The sequence below is a fragment of the Micromonospora sp. CPCC 205546 genome, from assembly GCF_036902715.1.
In the GTDB taxonomy this organism is placed as follows: Bacteria; Actinomycetota; Actinomycetes; order Mycobacteriales; family Micromonosporaceae; genus Micromonospora.
The window spans coordinates 31,835-47,396 of the sequence record NZ_JBAKHL010000041.1; the positions used below are offsets into that span (position 1 = coordinate 31,835).

Here is a 15,562-nt window from a genome sequence, read left to right on the forward strand (position 1 = left end):
GCCAGCGGCGTGCCGGCATCCGCGCTCAGTGCGCGGCGCGCTTCCAGTAGCCGCCGAAGTAGACGCGCTCCTTGGCGATGCCGCGTTCGGCGCACAGGTGCCGCCGGACGGTCGTGACCATGGCGGACTCGCCGGCGACGAAGGCGTACGGCGTGCCGGCCGGCAACGCCAGGTCCCGCAGCGTACGGATCACCACGTCACTGCCGCCCGCCGGTGCGCCGCCCCGGTGCAGCCACGTCAGCGTGACGCCGGGCGGCGTGCGTACCTCGATCTCGTCTTCTGCCGAACCCACCTCGATCAGCGCGATCGCCCGCGCCTGCGGCGGTAGCGCCTCGACGGCCGCGGTGATCGCCGGCATGGCGGTCTCGTCGCCGACGAGCAGCTGCCAGTCGGTGTCGGCGGGCGGGGCGTACGCGGCGCCGTCACTGAGCACGCCGATCGGGTCGCCGGGCGCGGCGCGCAGCGCCCACGCGGAGGCCGGCCCGGCGTCGCCGTGCAGGACGAAGTCGATGTCGAGCTCGCGCCGCCCGACGTCCAGGCGCCGGGCGGTGTAGTTGCGGACCACCGGCCGCCGTTCGGCGGGCATGGCCTGCAGGGCGGGCCACCACTGCGCCGAGTCGGGCAGGTGCAGTTCGGCGCCGGGCGCGGGGGCGAGGAAGATCCGCACCAACTGGTCCGGACCGTCGTGACCGAAGCGGTCGATCTCGGCGCCGGTCAGGGTGATGCGCCGCAGGTGCGGCGTGAGCGCCCGGTTGGCGACGACCTCGGCGAGCATCGGGCGCTTGATCAACCCGGCGTCGACCGTAGCGGTGCCGACGGTCATGCTGCGCTCCTTCGCGGCTCGCGGGCCACCTTCCGTGTCCACGTCGAGTTAGGTTAGCCTGACCTGACAAAAACGCGTCGGCGCACCCTCTCCGATCGATGTTCATCCACATGCTCGGGGGGTTCGGGCGGTGCTGCGGCCTCCGGTCGTCCCAGCTCGGACGGCATGCGATGGGTCGCCTTCGATCGAGTCGCGGTAGATCAAGACCCCCCGGAACCGTGTGTTAGGTTAGCCTCCCCTTACCTGACATCGAGGTGTAGTTCCATGCGCGCAAACCGCTTCCTCACCGGAGTCGTCGCCCTGGCCGCCACGTTGGCGCTCACCGCCTGCGGCGGGTCGTCGGAGGCCGAGGAGGCCTCCGACAGCGGCAGCTCCGCGGCGTTCCCGGTCACCATCACGCACGCGCTCGGCACGACGACGATCAAGGAGAAGCCGAAGCGGGTGGCGACGGTCGCCTGGGCGAACCACGAGGTGCCGCTGGCTCTCGGCGTCGTTCCCGTGGGGATGGCGAAGGCCAACTTCGGCGACGACGACAACGACGGCGTCCTGCCCTGGGTCTCCGAAAAGCTCAAGTCGCTCGGCGGGACAACACCCGTGCTGTTCGACGAGAACGACGGCATCAACTTCGAGGCGGTCGCCGACACCAAGCCCGACGTCATCCTCGCCGCGTACTCGGGCCTGACGCAGCAGGACTACGACACGCTGAGCAAGATCGCCCCGGTCGTCGCCTACCCGAAGGCGCCCTGGGCCACCGCCTGGCGCGACACCATCAAGCTGGAGAGCCAGGCCCTGGGCCTGGCGAAGGAGGGCGACGCGCTGATCGCCGACTTCGAGAAGCGGATGGGCGAGGCCGCCGCGAAGCACCCGCAACTGGCGGGCAAGTCGGCGATGTTCATGACGCACGTGGACCCGACCGACCTGAGCAAGATCGGCTTCTACACGACGCACGACACCCGGGCCCAGTTCTTCAACGACCTCGGGATGAAGGTCCCGGCCGGCATCGCGAAGCTCTCCGCCGGCACCGACAAGTTCACCCTGAACCAGAGCGCCGAGCAGATCCAGGTCTTCGACGACGTCGACGTCATCGTCGCCTACGGCGACGAGAAGCTGCTTGCCGCCGCGCAGGCCGACCCGCTGCTGTCGAAGATCCCCGCGATCAAGCGCGGCTCGGTGGTCATGCTCTCCGGCGCCACGCCGCTGGGCACCGCGGCCAACCCGACCCCGCTGGCCATCCCGTTCGTGCTGGACGACTACGTCGCGATGCTCGCCAAGGCCGCCGACCGGGTGTCATGACCGCACTCGACCGGTGTGCCCTGCCGGACGTCGCCGTGGTGCGGCGTCCGGCGCGGGTACGCCTGCTGTGGTTCCTCGTCGCGGCCGTGGTGCTGCTGGCGCTCATGGTGGCGTCGGTCGCGCTGGGCTCGCGCGACGTCGGCTGGTCCGACATCCTCGCCGCGCTGCGGGGCGCGGACGCGACCATGGAGCAGGCGGCCGTCACCAAACGGATCCCGCGCACCCTGCTCGCCGTGACCGTCGGGGCGGCGCTCGGCCTGGCCGGGGGAGTCATGCAGGGCGTGACCCGCAACCCGCTGGCCGACCCCGGCATCCTGGGCGTGAACATGGGGGCGTCACTCGCCGTGGTCGTCGCGATGGTCACGTTCGGTCTGTCGTCGGCGACCGGCTACCTCTGGGCGGCCATCCTCGGCGCGGCGATCACGGCCGTCTTCGTGTACGCCGTCGGCTCCCTGGGCCGCGGCGGCGCGACGCCACTCAAGCTCGCGCTCGCGGGCGCCGCGACGTCCGCCGCGCTCGCGTCGCTGATCAGCGCCTTCGTGCTACCGCGCAACGACGTCGCCGGCAACTTCCGTTCCTGGCAGATCGGCGGGGTCGGCGGCGCGACGTACGACAGCATCCGACAGGCCATGCCGTTCCTCCTGGTGGGCTTCGCGATCTGCGTCCTGTCGGCCCGGGCGCTGAACTCGCTCGCCCTCGGTGACGAGCTCGCGGCGGGGCTCGGGGAGCGGGTCGCGGTGGTGCGGGCCGTCGCGGCACTCGGCGCCGTGCTGCTGTGCGGCGCCGCCACGGCGGTCGCGGGACCCATCGGCTTCGTCGGTCTGGTCGTCCCGCACGTGTGCCGCCTGCTGATCGGCCTCGACCACCGGTGGCTGCTGCCGTTCTCCGCGCTCCTCGGCGCGGCGCTGCTCACCGCCGCGGACGTCGTCGGCCGGGTGGTGGCGCGCCCGGCGGAGATCGACGTGGGGATCGTGACGGCGCTGATCGGCGCGCCGTTCTTCATCTACATCGTCCGTCGGCAGAAGGTGCGCGAGCTGTGAGCAGCACGACTCTCGAGGCCGTCACCCACGGCCGGGTACGCCGTACGCGCCGCAGGCGCGGCGTGCTCGTCGTGCTCACCGTCCTGGTCCTCGCCGCGTTCGCCGTCTCGCTGATGGTGGGACACACCTTCTACCCCCCGGCGGACGTCCTGGCGGTGATCGCCGGCGAGGACGTCCCGGGGGCGTCCTTCACCGTGGGCACGCTCCGCCTGCCCCGGGCGGTGCTCGCGATCCTGGCCGGGGCCTGCTTCGGGCTGGGCGGGGTCACCTTCCAGACGATGCTGCGCAACCCGCTCGCCAGCCCCGACATCATCGGCATCAGCTCCGGGGCGAGCGCCGCGGCGGCCTTCGCGATCGTGACGCTGCACCTCGGGGAGGCGGGGGTGTCGGCCTTCGCGATCGTCGTCGGGCTGGCGGTGGCACTGGTCGTCTACACCCTGTCGTTCAAGGACGGCGTCGCCGGCACCCGCCTCGTGCTGATCGGCATCGGCATCGCCGCGATGCTCGACAGCGTCACCGCGTACGTCCTGACCCAGGCCGCCGAGTGGGACCTGCAGGAGGCGATGCGGTGGCTGACCGGCAGCCTCAACGGCGCCACCTGGCGGGAGACCCTTCCGGTGGCCGTCGCCGTGGCCGTCCTCGCGCCGGTGCTGCTGGGTCAGGCCCGCAACCTCGCCATGATGCAGCTCGGCGACGACACCGCGGCGGCGCTCGGCGTACGCCTGGAGCGCACCCGGCTCCTGGTCATCGTCGCGGCCGTCGGCCTGATCGCCTTCGCCACCGCGGCCACCGGGCCGATCGCCTTCGTCGCCTTCCTTTCCGGGCCGATCGCCGCCCGGATCGTCGGCCCGGCCGGCTCGCTGCTGCTGCCCTCCGCCCTCGTCGGCGCCCTGCTGGTGCTCGTCGCGGACTTCGCCGGCCAGTTCGCCTTCGACACGCGCTACCCGGTGGGCGTCGTCACCGGCGTGCTCGGCGCCCCCTACCTCATCTACCTGCTCATCCGCACCAACCGCGCGGGAGGCTCGCTGTGACCACCACCCACACGCTCGCGGTCGAGAGCCTGACGCTCGGCTACGCCGACCGCGTCGTCATCTCCTCGCTCGACCTCGTCGTGCCGCCCGGGAAGATCACGGCGATCGTCGGCGCCAACGCGTGCGGCAAGTCGACCCTGCTGCGATCGATGTCGCGCCTGCTGGCGCCCCGCGCGGGCCACGTCCTGCTCGACGGGAAGCAGGTGCACCGGCTGCCGGCCAAGCAGCTGGCCCGTACCCTCGGCCTGCTTCCGCAGTCGCCGACGGCGCCCGAAGGGATCACGGTGGCCGACCTCGTCGGCCGCGGGCGCAACCCGCACCAGCGCGTGCTGTCCCGCTGGAGCAGGGAGGACGACGCCGCCGTGGCGGCGGCCCTGGACGCGACGCAGACGGCGGACCTCGCCGACCGCTCGGTCGACGAGCTCTCCGGCGGCCAGCGGCAACGGGTCTGGATCGCGATGGCCCTGGCCCAGCAGACGGACCTGTTGCTGCTCGACGAACCGACGACGTTCCTCGACGTCAGCCACCAGGTCGAGGTCCTCGACCTGCTCACCGACCTCAATCTGACGCGCGGGACGACGATCGTGATGGTGCTGCACGATCTCAACCTCGCCGCTCGCTACGCGGACCACCTCATCGCTCTGGCCGCCGGGAGGCTGTACGCCGCGGGCGAGCCGGCACAGGTGCTGACGCAGGAGTGCGTCCGTGCCGTGTTCGGCCTCGAAAGCCAGGTGATCATCGATCCGACGTCGGAGAAGCCGCTGATGCTGCCGATCGGCCGTCACCACGTCACGGCCCGTCCGGGCCTCGACCTGGGGGTGGGTAACTGACGACTCGTCGAGCCCCCGTTCGCCGGGGCCATTAGGTGAGGCTAACCTGGCCCTCGATCGCTGGGAGGGCGCATCTCGTGTACACCTCGTTCGTCCAGGCCGCCCCGGGCCGCGGAGTGCGGACCATGACCACCACCCGCGCCGACGGCACCGTCGCGCCGCGCTCCGGCGCCCCGTCCGCCGGCCGCCGCGACGGTGCCCTCGTGCCGTCCACCCGCTCCTGACGCTCGTGGCAGCCGAGAAGATCAGCGGTGGGACGGTCCTGCGCCGTGCCCTGCGCCGCCAGCGCGGTCGCGTGGTGGCCGGCACCGCGCTGCTCTGCACCCACCAGGCCGCCGAGGCCCTCGTCCCGGTCGCGATCGGCGTGATCATCGACCGCGCGGTCGCCACCGGGGACGTACGCGCGCTGCTGCTCTCCCTCGCCGGCCTCGCCGCCCTGTTCACCGTCCTCGCCTTCGCCTACCGCACCGGCGCCCGCCTGGCGTACGCCGCCGTGGAGCAGGAGGCCCACCTCGTTCGGGTCGAGATCGCCCGCAGCGCCCTCGACCCGCGCGGGAACCGCTCGGGCATGCGCGACGGCGAACTGCTGGCCGTCACCGCCTCCGACGCCGAGTTGTCGGCGCTCGTCGTGCGGGTCGCGGGGCTCGGCGCCGCCGCGCTCACCGCCGTCGTGGTCGCCGCCGTCGCGCTGCTCGTCGTCGACGTCCCGCTCGGCCTCGGGGTGCTCGTCGGCGTGCCGCTGGTGGTCGTCGCCCTGCAGCGGATGGCGCCGTTGCTCAGCCGGCGCAGCGCGTCGCAGCAGGAGACCCTCGCCACCACGACCGCGCTCGCCGTCGACCTGGTCACCGGCCTGCGCGTGCTGCGCGGCATCGGCGCTCAGGACCACGCCGCACGCCGGTACGCGGCCGCCAGCCGCCACGCCCTCGACGTGACCCTGCGCGCCGCCACCACCAAGGGCCTGCACCTCGGGCTCACCACCACGGTGAACGGTCTCTTCCTCGCGGCGGTCGCCGGCGTCGCCGGCTGGCTCGCGATCGAGGGCCGGCTCACGATCGGCGAACTCGTCGCCGTCGTCGGGCTGGCCCAGTTCGTCGCCGAGCCCGTGCAGACCCTCGGCTACTGCGTGCAGCTTCTCGCCATGGCCCGCGCCTCCGCCGGGCGGGTCGCCCGGGTGCTCGGCGCGGAGCCACTCACCCGGCCGGGCGACGCCGGGCCGCCCGCCGCGACCGGGTCCCGGCTCGCCCTCGACACCGTGCGGTACGCCGGCCTCGACGGGGTGTGCCTGCGGGTGGGCGCCGGTGAGGTCCTCGGGGTGCTCGCCTACGACCCGGGCGAGGCCGAGGCACTGGTGGCGCTGCTGTCCGGCCGCGTGCCGCGGGAGGACTACCGGGGCACGGTGTACGTCGACGGCGTGCCCGCCGACGACCTGCACATCGACGCCGTGCGGAGCATCCTGCTGGTGGAGCAGCATGACGTGGCGCTGTTCGAAGGGACGCTGCGCGCCAACATCGCCGCCGGCGCCGAGGTCGACGAGGCGGTCCTGCGTGCCGCGGTGCGCGCCGCGGCGGCCGAGGACGTGCTCGCCGCGCACCCGCACGGCATCGACCGCCTGCTCATCGAGCGGGGGGCGAACCTGTCCGGCGGGCAACGCCAGCGGATCGGGCTGGCCCGGGCACTCGTCGCCGACCCGCCCGTGCTGGTGCTGCACAACCCCACCACGGCGGTCGACGCGGTGACCGAGGCGCTGCTCGCCGAGGGACTGGTGGCCGCCCGTGCGGCGGCGGCCCGCGGCACGGTGCTGATCACCAACAGCCCGGCCCTGCTGCGGGTAACGCAGCGGGTGGCCGTGATCGACCACGGGCGGGTCGTCGCCGAGGGCCCGCACGAGCAGCTGCTCGCGCGCGACGCCCGCTACCGGGAGGAGGTCCTGCGGTGACCGAGGAGTCGACCACGCTCGGCGTCGGATCCCGACAACTGCTGCCCACGGCCACCGGACGGCAGACCTGGGCCGCCCTGCGGTCCGAGTTCGCCCGGCTGCCCGGGCTCAGCGCCGCCGCCGGCGCGTTGCTGGTCGCCGCCGCCGCGACCGGGCTCGTCGCCCCGTGGGTGCTCGGCCGCCTCGTCGACGACGTCATCGCCGGGTCCGACACCCCGCGGATCGTGGTCTGGGCGGGCGTGATCGCGGGCGCCGCGGTGCTCGCCGGCCTGCTCACCGCGATCGGCGCCGCGCTCGCCGCACGCCTCGGCGAGACCGTGCTGGCGCGGCTGCGGGAGCGGGTCCTCGACCGCGCCCTGCACCTGCCGTCGGCCACGCTGGAACGTGCCGGGACCGGAGACCTGGTGGCCCGCGCGGGCGACGACGTGGCCGTGGTGACGAACGTGATCGCCACCAGCGGCCCCGCCTTTCTCGGCGCGCTGCTGTCCATCGTGCTGACCGCGGTGGGGCTCTTCGCGCTGGACTGGCGGCTCGGCCTCGCCGGGCTGGCCGCGGCCCCCGCCTACGCGTTGGCGCTGCGCTGGTACCTGAATCGCTCGATGCCGTACTACGCGCGTGAGCGCGTGGCCACGGGCGAGCGGACGCAAGTCATGGCCGGCGCGCTGCGCGGCTCCGCGACCGTGCGCGCCTACCGGCTGGAGGACGCGCACGTCGGTCGGATCGCCGATCGCTCCGCCGTGGCCCGTGACCTGTCGTTGGAGATCTTCAGCCTGCACACGCGGTTCGGGCTGCGGATCAACCGGTCGGAGTTCGTGGGGCTCGCCGCCGTGCTGCTCGCCGGGTTCCTGCTGGTCCGCGACGACCTGGTCACCGTGGGCGCGGCGACCACCGCCGCGCTCTACTTCCACCGGCTGTTCAACCCGATCGGCCTGCTGCTGCTCCAGTCGGACTCCGTGCTGCAGGCCGGGGCGAGCCTCGCCCGGCTGGTCGGCGTCACCTCACTGCCCGGCTCCGCCGCGCCCGACGGCTCCGCACCGGCCCGCGAGGGACGCCCTGGGACCGTGGCGCAGGACAGCCCCGGGCCGGCGACGCTGGAGGTGGTCGTCGCCCGGCACTGCTACGAGGACGGACCCGTCGTGCTGCGGGACGTCGCGCTGCGCCTGGCGCCGGGCGAACGCGTCGCTCTCGTCGGCGCGAGCGGGGCGGGCAAGAGCACGCTCGCCGGCATCGCCGCCGGGATCATCGCGCCCACCCAGGGCGCGGTCCGCCTGCGCGGCGTGCCACTGACGGAACTGGACGAGCACCACGTCCGCCGCGAGATCGCCCTGATCAGCCAGGAGGTGCACGTCTTCGCCGGGACGCTCGGCGACGACCTGCGCCTCGCCAACCCGGACGCCACCGACGCCGAGGTGCGCGCCGCACTCGACCTCGTCGGCGTCACCGGCTGGCTCCGCGCCCTGCCCGAGGGCCTCGACACGTGCGTGGGGGAGGGCGGGCGGCAGCTCACCGCCGCCCAGGCCCAGCAACTCGCCCTGGCGCGCCTCGTCCTCGCCGACCCGTCCGTCGCGGTGCTCGACGAAGCCACCGCGGAGGCGGGCAGCGCGGGCGCGCGCGACCTCGACCGCGCCGCCACGGCGGCCACCGAGGGCCGCACCACCCTGATCGTCGCGCACCGCCTCAGTCAGGCGGCCACCGCGGACCGCGTCGTCGTCCTGGAGCACGGGCGCGTCGTCGAGCACGGTACGCACGCGCAGTTGCTGGAGGCCGGGGGCGGCTACAGCGACCTGTGGCGTTCCTGGAGCACGCCCGATCCCGTGCCGCCGAAGGGACGCGAGGGCGAGGAGGCCCCCGCCGCCCGTCGTCAGCGGCCGGGCGCGCCGTCGGGTCGGGACGCGAGCGCCACCCGCGCGCCGGCGTGAGTCGGGCGAGGCGACGGTCGGCCTCCGACCCACCTCGGCACCGGCGGCGGGCGCTGCCCGGGTGACGCGCCCACCGGGGTGCGGCAGGATGGATCCGTGGACATCGAGCCGGTCGAGGCCGCACCCGCGCAGGCGTTCCCCCGGGCGGTCCTGCGGCAGCGCTGGGACGACCTGACGTTCCTGCACTGGGCGGTCGCCCCGGAGCTCGTCGCACCGATGCTGCCCGCGGGGACCCGTCCGGACACCCTCGACGGGGTCAGCTACGTCGGCCTGATCGGCTTCCGGATGGTGGGGCTGGGCCTCGGCGGGGGACCGGGGGTGCCGTACTTCGGCACCTTCGCGGAGACCAACGTGCGGCTCTACTCGGTCGACGGCACCGGCCGGCGCGCCGTGGTGTTCCGTTCGCTCGACGCGTCGCGGCTGGTCCCGGTGCTGGTCGCCCGGGCGACCCTGCGGTTGCCGTACATGTGGTCGGCGATGCGGCTGGAGCGCGACGGGGACCGCTACACGTACCGGTGCCGGCGCCGCTGGCCCGGCCCGGTCGGCGCGGCGAGCCGGATGGTGGTGCGGGTGGGGGAGCCGATCGCCGATCCGACCCCGCTGGAGCACTTCGTCACCGCCCGGTGGGGCCTGCACACCCGGGCGCACGGGCGGACGCTGCACCTGCCGAACTGGCATCCCCGGTGGCCGCTGCACCGGGCGCGGTTGCTGCACCTGGACGACGAACTGGTGGCGGCCGCCGGGCTGCCGGCGCCCGTCGGGGCACCGGCCAGCGTGCTGTATTCCCCCGGCGTCCCGGTCCGGTTCGGCCCGCCGGTCAGCCTGCGGCGGGCGCGTCCTGCCCAAGTCAGGCAGTCAGCCTGAGCCGCCGACCCTCGGTTGCCGATGGTCGGTCAGCCGGAACCCGACGCCACGCACCGAGTCGATGGCCACGCCGGTGCCGAGTTCGTGCAGCTTGCGGCGCAGCCGCTTGACCAGGGACTGCACGTCCGCCCTGCGTTCGCGCCCCTCGTCACGCCAGACCGAACGATGCAGTTCGGCGTAGCTCCACACCCGCACCGGCTCGGTGGTCAGGCAGGCGAGCAGGTCGTGTTCGAGCCGTGTCAGGCCGACCTCGCGGCCCCGGCTGCGGACCGTCGACCGGGCCGAGTCGATCAACAGCACGTCGTCGTCCGCGGCGGCTGGCGCGCCGACCGGCGCCGACGGGGCGAGCGGCGTCGGCGCCGCGATCAGCCTGCGCAACTCGTCGAGGTCGGCGACCAGCAGCAGCGGCGCGACGCCGTCCAGACGCTCCGCGAGTCGTATCCGCTCGGCTGGCGACGGCGTCACCGCGATGATCAGCGGAAATGGTTCCTCTGCCGGGCCTGGACCAGCCGGCGCCGTGCCTTCGTCGCGTGCCCCCACAGCACCCACCCGGAAACTACGGGCAGCCTCTGCCCATCTTCGTCATGACAGTGCCAATCATTGGCAAGCGCCCCATTCGCCGGCCAACGGCTAGTGACAAATTGCTTACGGCAAGTCTTGATCGTCCATTCTTGTCGATCATAGTGTCCAGACGGGCAGCCGGCGCGACCCGCGCGGTGCCTGGGGGGCATGCAGGGGGCGGATCCGGATCGACCGAACGGAGCCGGGCCCCGGCACCCTCCACCATGGCTCGTTCCACTCTGGGTCGTTCTGGAGGACACCACCGATGTTCACACGTCCACCCACGAGGCGCCTGGCCAGATCTCTGGTCAGCGCCGGTGCGGCGATGATCCTCGCCGCGACAGGCCTGGCCGCCACAGGGTCAGGCGCGCAGGCCTCCCCGACCGACAAGATCCGGCCGGAGCTCACGAAGGCGTTGCAGGGTAAGACCGAGGGCGACTTCTGGATCCGCTTCAAGGACCGGGCGGACCTCAGCGAGGCCGCCGCCATCAAGGACTGGGCCAAGCGCGGTACCGCCGTCGCCGACGCCCTGAAGAAGACCGCCGCCGGCAGCCAGTCCAAGATCCGGGCCGAGCTCGACGGCTCGGGCACGAAGTACGAGACCTTCTGGGCGACCAACGCGATCAAGGTCAGCGGCGGCTCCCTGACGATGGCGCAGAGCCTCGCCGCGCACGCCGAGGTCGAGGGCCTGTACGCCCCGGTCGCCTACCAGGTGCCCGAGGTCTCCGAGGGCACCGACGAGAAGACGGTGAACGCCCTCGAGTGGGGCATCGCGAACATCAACGCCGACGACGTCTGGTCCCAGTACGGTGCCAAGGGCGCCGGCATCACGGTGGCCAACATCGACACCGGGGTCCAGTTCGACCACCCCGCGCTGGTGAACTCCTACCGGGGCAACAACGGCGACGGCACGTTCGACCACAACTACAACTGGTACCGCGCCACCGGCTCCTGCGCCGCGCCCTGTGACACCAACGGCCACGGCACCCACACGATGGGCACGATGGCCGGCTCCGCCGGTGCGAACCAGATCGGCGTCGCACCCGACGTGAAGTGGATCGCGGCCAACGGCTGCTGCCCGAGCGACGCGGCGCTGGTCACCTCCGGCCAGTGGATGCTCGAGCCGACGGACCTCAACGGCCAGAACCCGGACGCGAGCAAGCGCCCGAACATCATCAACAACTCGTGGGGAACCACGCTGCCCTCCAACGACCCGTTCATGGAGGACGTGACGCTGGCCTGGACCGCGTCGGGCATCTTCGGCGTCTGGTCCAACGGCAACAGCGGATCGGCCTGCCAGACCAGCGGCTCACCGGGCAGCCTGGTCAGCAACTACTCCGCCGGCGCGTACGACGTCAACAACAACATCGCCAGCTTCTCCTCCCGCGGCGCCGGCCAGAACGGCGAGATCAAGCCCAACATCGCGGCGCCCGGGGTGAACGTCCGGTCGAGCATTCCGGGTGGCGGCTACGCCAGCTACAACGGCACCTCGATGGCCGCCCCGCACCTCGCGGGCGCGATCGCGCTGCTGTGGTCGGCCGCGCCGGCGCTCGTCGGCGACGTCACCGCCACCCGCGCGCTGCTGGACGGCTCGGCGGTCGACAAGGCCGACGCCCAGTGCGGTGGCACCGCCGACGACAACAACGTCTTCGGCGAGGGCCGCCTGGACGCGCTCGCGCTGCTCAGCGCCGCCCCGATCGGCGACACCGGCACCCTGGCCGGCAAGGTCACGGACGCGACCACCGGCGCCCCGATCGCCGGCGCCACGGTCACCCTGACCGGCGCGGCGGAGCGCGAGCTGACCACCGGGGCCGACGGGACGTACTCGTCCCTGCTCCCGGCCGGCGACTACCAGGTCGCCGTGGCGGCGTTCGGCTACCAGGCGAAGACGACGCCGGCCACGGTCGCCCGCAACGCGACCACGACCGTCGACGTGGCGCTGACGGCGGTGCCGAGCGTCACCGTCAGCGGAACCGTCACCGACGGCTCCGGGCACGGCTGGCCGCTGTACGCGAAGGTCACCGTGGAGGGCCAGTCGGGCGTGTCCGACTACACCACGCCCGTCAACGGCCGCTACAGCCTCAAGCTGCCGGCGGGGAGCACCTACAACCTGAAGGTCGAGCCGCAGTACCCGGGCTACCAGACAGTGACCAAGCAGGTCGTCGTCGGCACGGGCAACGCCACGGCCAACGCGGCGGTGCCGGTGCGGACCAACGCCTGCACGACCGCACCGGGATACCGGTTCGGCTCCGACGGAGAGTACGAGACCTTCGACGGCAGCACCGTGCCGGCCGGCTGGTCCGTGGTGGACCACGCCGCGAGCGGCCAGGTCTGGAAGTTCACCGACGACGGCGCCCGGGGCAACCTGACCGGCGGCACCGGCAACTTCGCGATCGTCGACAGCGACGAGTACGGCTCCGGCGGCAAGCAGGACACCTCGCTCGTCAGCCCGGTCGTCGACCTGACCGGCGTCACGGCCCCGGTCATCCGGTTCAACCAGGACTACAACTGGCTGGGCAGCGACCGCGCCGACGTCGACCTCAGCCTCGACGGCGGGACCACCTGGACCAACGTGCTCCGGCAGGCGGCCGACGTGCGCGGCCCGAAGGTGACCGAGGTCGCCATTCCGCAGGCCGCGGGCCAGGCCCAGGCGCGGGTCCGGTTCCGCTACTACGACGCCTCGTACGAGTGGTGGTGGTCGATCGACAACGTCCTGATCGGCAGCCAGCTCACCTGCCAGCCGATCGACGGCGGCCTGGTGCTCGGCCACGTGCGCGACAAGAACGACAACGGTTACGTCAACGGCGCCACCGTCACCAGCGACGACCGTCCGACTGAGAAGGCCACCACCGTGGCGACCCCGGACGACACGGGGCTCGCGGACGGCTTCTACTGGATGTTCTCGACGCTCACGGACACCCACAAGTTCACCGCCCGGGCCGGAAACTACGTCAGCCAGAGCAAGCAGGTCGACGTCCAGGCGGACTGGGCGACCGCGGCGAACTTCCAGCTGGCGGCCGGCCGACTGTCGGTCAAGCCGGCCCAGGTCACCGGCACCGCCCGGATGCCCAGCGGCAAGGTCACCAAGGCGTTCACGGTGACCAACACCGGCGGGGCCCCGGTCGCCGTCGAGTTCAGTGAGCGCGCTGGCGGGTTCGAGCTGCTGCGGGCCGACGGGACCCGGATGAGCACGCAGGAGGTGCTCGGCTCCCAGGGCGCGCCGGTGCAGCGGCTCGAGGTCCCGACCTCGTTCGCGGCGAGGACGTCCGGCAAGTCGACGGCGGCGGCGTCGCCCGAGGCCGGCCCGCAGGCCGCGCCCTGGACCGACATCGCCGACTACCCGGCCGTGGTGATGGACAACCGGGTGGTCAACCTCGGCGGCAAGGTGTACTCCATCGCCGGCGGCACCGGATCGGTGTCCTCGGCGAAGAACTACGCCTACGACCCGGTCGCGCAGACCTGGACCGCGATCGCCGACCTGCCCGGTGCGCGTACCGCCATGACGGTGGGCGTCCTGGACGGCAGGATCATCGCGACCGGCGGCTGGGCGGCGGCCGGCCCGGACGGCACCACCTGGTCGTACGACCCGGCGGCCAACACCTGGACGGAGAAGGCCGACAACCCCGCGCCGCGCTCCGCGGCGGGCCAGGCGGTCGCGGGCGGCAAGCTGTACGCCATCGGCGGCTGCACCACGGCGTCCTGCACGCCGATGTCGAACGACGTCGTGCGCTACGACCCGGCCAGCGACAGCTGGGAGACCATGGCCGACTACCCGAAGTCGGTGGCCTTCCTCTCCTGCGGCGGGATCGACGGCATCGTCTACTGCACCGGAGGCAACGACGGCTCCGCGGCGCAGAAGGCGAGCTACGCCTTCGACCCGGGCGCCAACGCGTGGACGGCCATCGCCGACGCGCCGGCCGACAACTGGGCCAGCTCGTTCGCCGTGGCCAACGGAAAGTTCCTGGTCGTCGGCGGCTCGCAGGGCGGCGCCATCACCAACGTCGGCTTCGCCTACGACCCGGCCACCTCCTCGTGGTCGAGCCTGCCGAACGCCAACACGGCGCGTTACCGCGGCGGCGCGGCGTGCGGCTTCTACAAGGTCGGCGGTTCCTCCGGCGGCTTCACCGCGACGCGTGACAGCGAGGCGCTGCCGGGCTTCGAGGAGTGCGCCGTCAGCAGTGCCGACGTCAGCTGGATGACGATCGACAAGAAGGCGGCCACCCTGGCGCCGGGCGAGGCCGTCACGGTCAACGTCGGCATGACGGCGAACGTGGACCAGCCGGGCACCTACACCGCCTCGGTCGCCGTCAAGGAGAACACGCCGTACGCGGTGGAGCCGGTGGCGGTCACGATGAACGTGCTGCAGCCGACGACCTGGGGCAAGCTGACGGGCACGGTCACCGGGACGAGCTGCCAGGGTGCCGGCTCGCCGCTCGCCGGTGCCACCGTCCAGGTCGACTCGTGGGCGCAGTCCTGGACGTTCGCCACGGACGCCGAGGGCAAGTACGCCTACTGGATGGACCGTCGGAACAACCCGTTGACGATGATCGTCGCCAAGGACAACTGGAAGCCCCAGACCCGGCAGACGAGGATCAACACCACCGCACCCACGGTGGAGGACTTCGCGTTGTCCCCCGTCCGCTGCTGACCCCGACCGTCAGCTGACAGCTCCGGCCCGTCGTGGACGGGGCCGCCCCGCCCGGTCCTCAGACCGGGGCGAGGCGGAAGCCCACCCCGCGGACCGCGTCGATGGACGCCGGGGCGTTCAGCCGGGCGAGCTTGTGCCGCACCCGGCGCACCACGGAGTGCATGTCGGAGCCCCGTCCCAGGTGCACGTTGCCCCAGACCTCGAGGTGCAGCCGCTCGTAGGTCCAGACCTGCCCCGGCGCGCCGAGGAGGCACCGGAGGAAGTCGTGCTCCAACCGGGTCAACTCGACCTCGCCGTCCCGCCAACGCAGCACCCGGCGGTCGGAGTCCACGCGCAGGCCGGTCGGTGGCGCCACCGCGGGCGCCACGGGCTCCGCCGGCACGGTGGGCGCGGGTGCGACCGGTGGCGCGGTGCGCGGTGTCCCGGGCACGCCGAGAAACGTACGCGCCTGATCGACGCTCGACACGATCAGAAATGCCTCGGTCCCGCCGAGCAGACGCGCGAGCTGCCTGCGTTCGGCCGGCGAGGAGGCAATGCCGATGACCATCGGAGCCACCCCCCTCATTCCCACCCCTTTCGGTTCCCACCATTGCCGGTACCGATTTCGCCACGACGCC

General features: G+C 73.0%; 11 protein-coding genes. 8 read left to right on the plus strand and 3 right to left on the minus strand.

What is annotated here, in order from left to right:
- Positions 1 to 25: 25 nt before the first annotated feature.
- Entirely contained in the window at positions 26 to 823 is a 798-nt protein-coding gene (locus V6U77_RS19565; RefSeq protein WP_334607781.1) for a siderophore-interacting protein, read from the minus strand.
- Positions 824 to 1,087: 264 nt separating this feature from the next.
- Here V6U77_RS19565 and V6U77_RS19570 point away from each other — a divergent pair, with 264 nt between their 5' ends.
- From V6U77_RS19570 to V6U77_RS19600, 7 genes are all read left to right on the plus strand, one after another.
- A complete protein-coding gene (locus tag V6U77_RS19570) occupies positions 1,088 to 2,116 on the plus strand; it encodes an iron-siderophore ABC transporter substrate-binding protein (RefSeq protein ID WP_334607782.1) in 1,029 nt (342 codons plus the stop codon).
- Positions 2,113 to 3,156, plus strand: coding sequence for a FecCD family ABC transporter permease (locus V6U77_RS19575; RefSeq protein WP_334607783.1), 1,044 nt, complete (start codon positions 2,113 to 2,115; stop codon positions 3,154 to 3,156). The genes V6U77_RS19570 and V6U77_RS19575 overlap by 4 nt, the downstream gene beginning before the upstream one ends.
- A complete protein-coding gene (locus V6U77_RS19580; protein WP_334607784.1) occupies positions 3,153 to 4,187 on the plus strand; it encodes a FecCD family ABC transporter permease in 1,035 nt (344 codons plus the stop codon). Before V6U77_RS19575 ends, V6U77_RS19580 begins: the two co-directional genes overlap by 4 nt.
- Positions 4,184 to 5,017 (plus strand): ABC transporter ATP-binding protein, encoded by an 834-nt coding sequence (locus V6U77_RS19585; RefSeq protein ID WP_334607786.1) that lies wholly within the window; start codon positions 4,184 to 4,186, stop codon positions 5,015 to 5,017. Before V6U77_RS19580 ends, V6U77_RS19585 begins: the two co-directional genes overlap by 4 nt.
- Before the next feature lie 229 nt (positions 5,018 to 5,246).
- Positions 5,247 to 6,953 carry an ABC transporter ATP-binding protein gene (locus tag V6U77_RS19590; RefSeq protein ID WP_334607787.1) on the plus strand — a complete coding sequence of 569 codons (1,707 nt, stop codon included), beginning with the start codon at positions 5,247 to 5,249 and terminating at the stop codon, positions 6,951 to 6,953.
- The gene (locus V6U77_RS19595; protein ID WP_334607788.1) at positions 6,950 to 8,872 is read left to right on the plus strand and encodes an ABC transporter ATP-binding protein; all 1,923 of its coding nucleotides are present in this window, start codon (positions 6,950 to 6,952) and stop codon (positions 8,870 to 8,872) included. Before V6U77_RS19590 ends, V6U77_RS19595 begins: the two co-directional genes overlap by 4 nt.
- 96 nt (positions 8,873 to 8,968) lie before the next feature.
- Complete coding sequence (locus tag V6U77_RS19600; RefSeq protein ID WP_334607790.1) at positions 8,969 to 9,736, plus strand: YqjF family protein; 768 nt, start codon at positions 8,969 to 8,971, stop codon at positions 9,734 to 9,736.
- Here V6U77_RS19600 and V6U77_RS19605 read toward each other — a convergent pair.
- On the minus strand, positions 9,728 to 10,201 hold the full coding sequence (locus V6U77_RS19605; RefSeq protein WP_334607791.1) for a winged helix-turn-helix domain-containing protein: 474 nt from the start codon (positions 10,199 to 10,201) through the stop codon (positions 9,728 to 9,730). The genes V6U77_RS19600 and V6U77_RS19605 overlap by 9 nt on opposite strands.
- A gap of 361 nt (positions 10,202 to 10,562) precedes the next feature.
- Here V6U77_RS19605 and V6U77_RS19610 point away from each other — a divergent pair, with 361 nt between their 5' ends.
- Positions 10,563 to 14,945, plus strand: coding sequence for a S8 family serine peptidase (locus tag V6U77_RS19610; protein WP_334607792.1), 4,383 nt, complete (start codon positions 10,563 to 10,565; stop codon positions 14,943 to 14,945).
- A gap of 58 nt (positions 14,946 to 15,003) precedes the next feature.
- Here V6U77_RS19610 and V6U77_RS19615 read toward each other — a convergent pair whose 3' ends face one another.
- Positions 15,004 to 15,492 (minus strand): winged helix-turn-helix domain-containing protein, encoded by a 489-nt coding sequence (locus tag V6U77_RS19615; protein ID WP_334607793.1) that lies wholly within the window; start codon positions 15,490 to 15,492, stop codon positions 15,004 to 15,006.
- Positions 15,493 to 15,562: the final 70 nt, after the last annotated feature.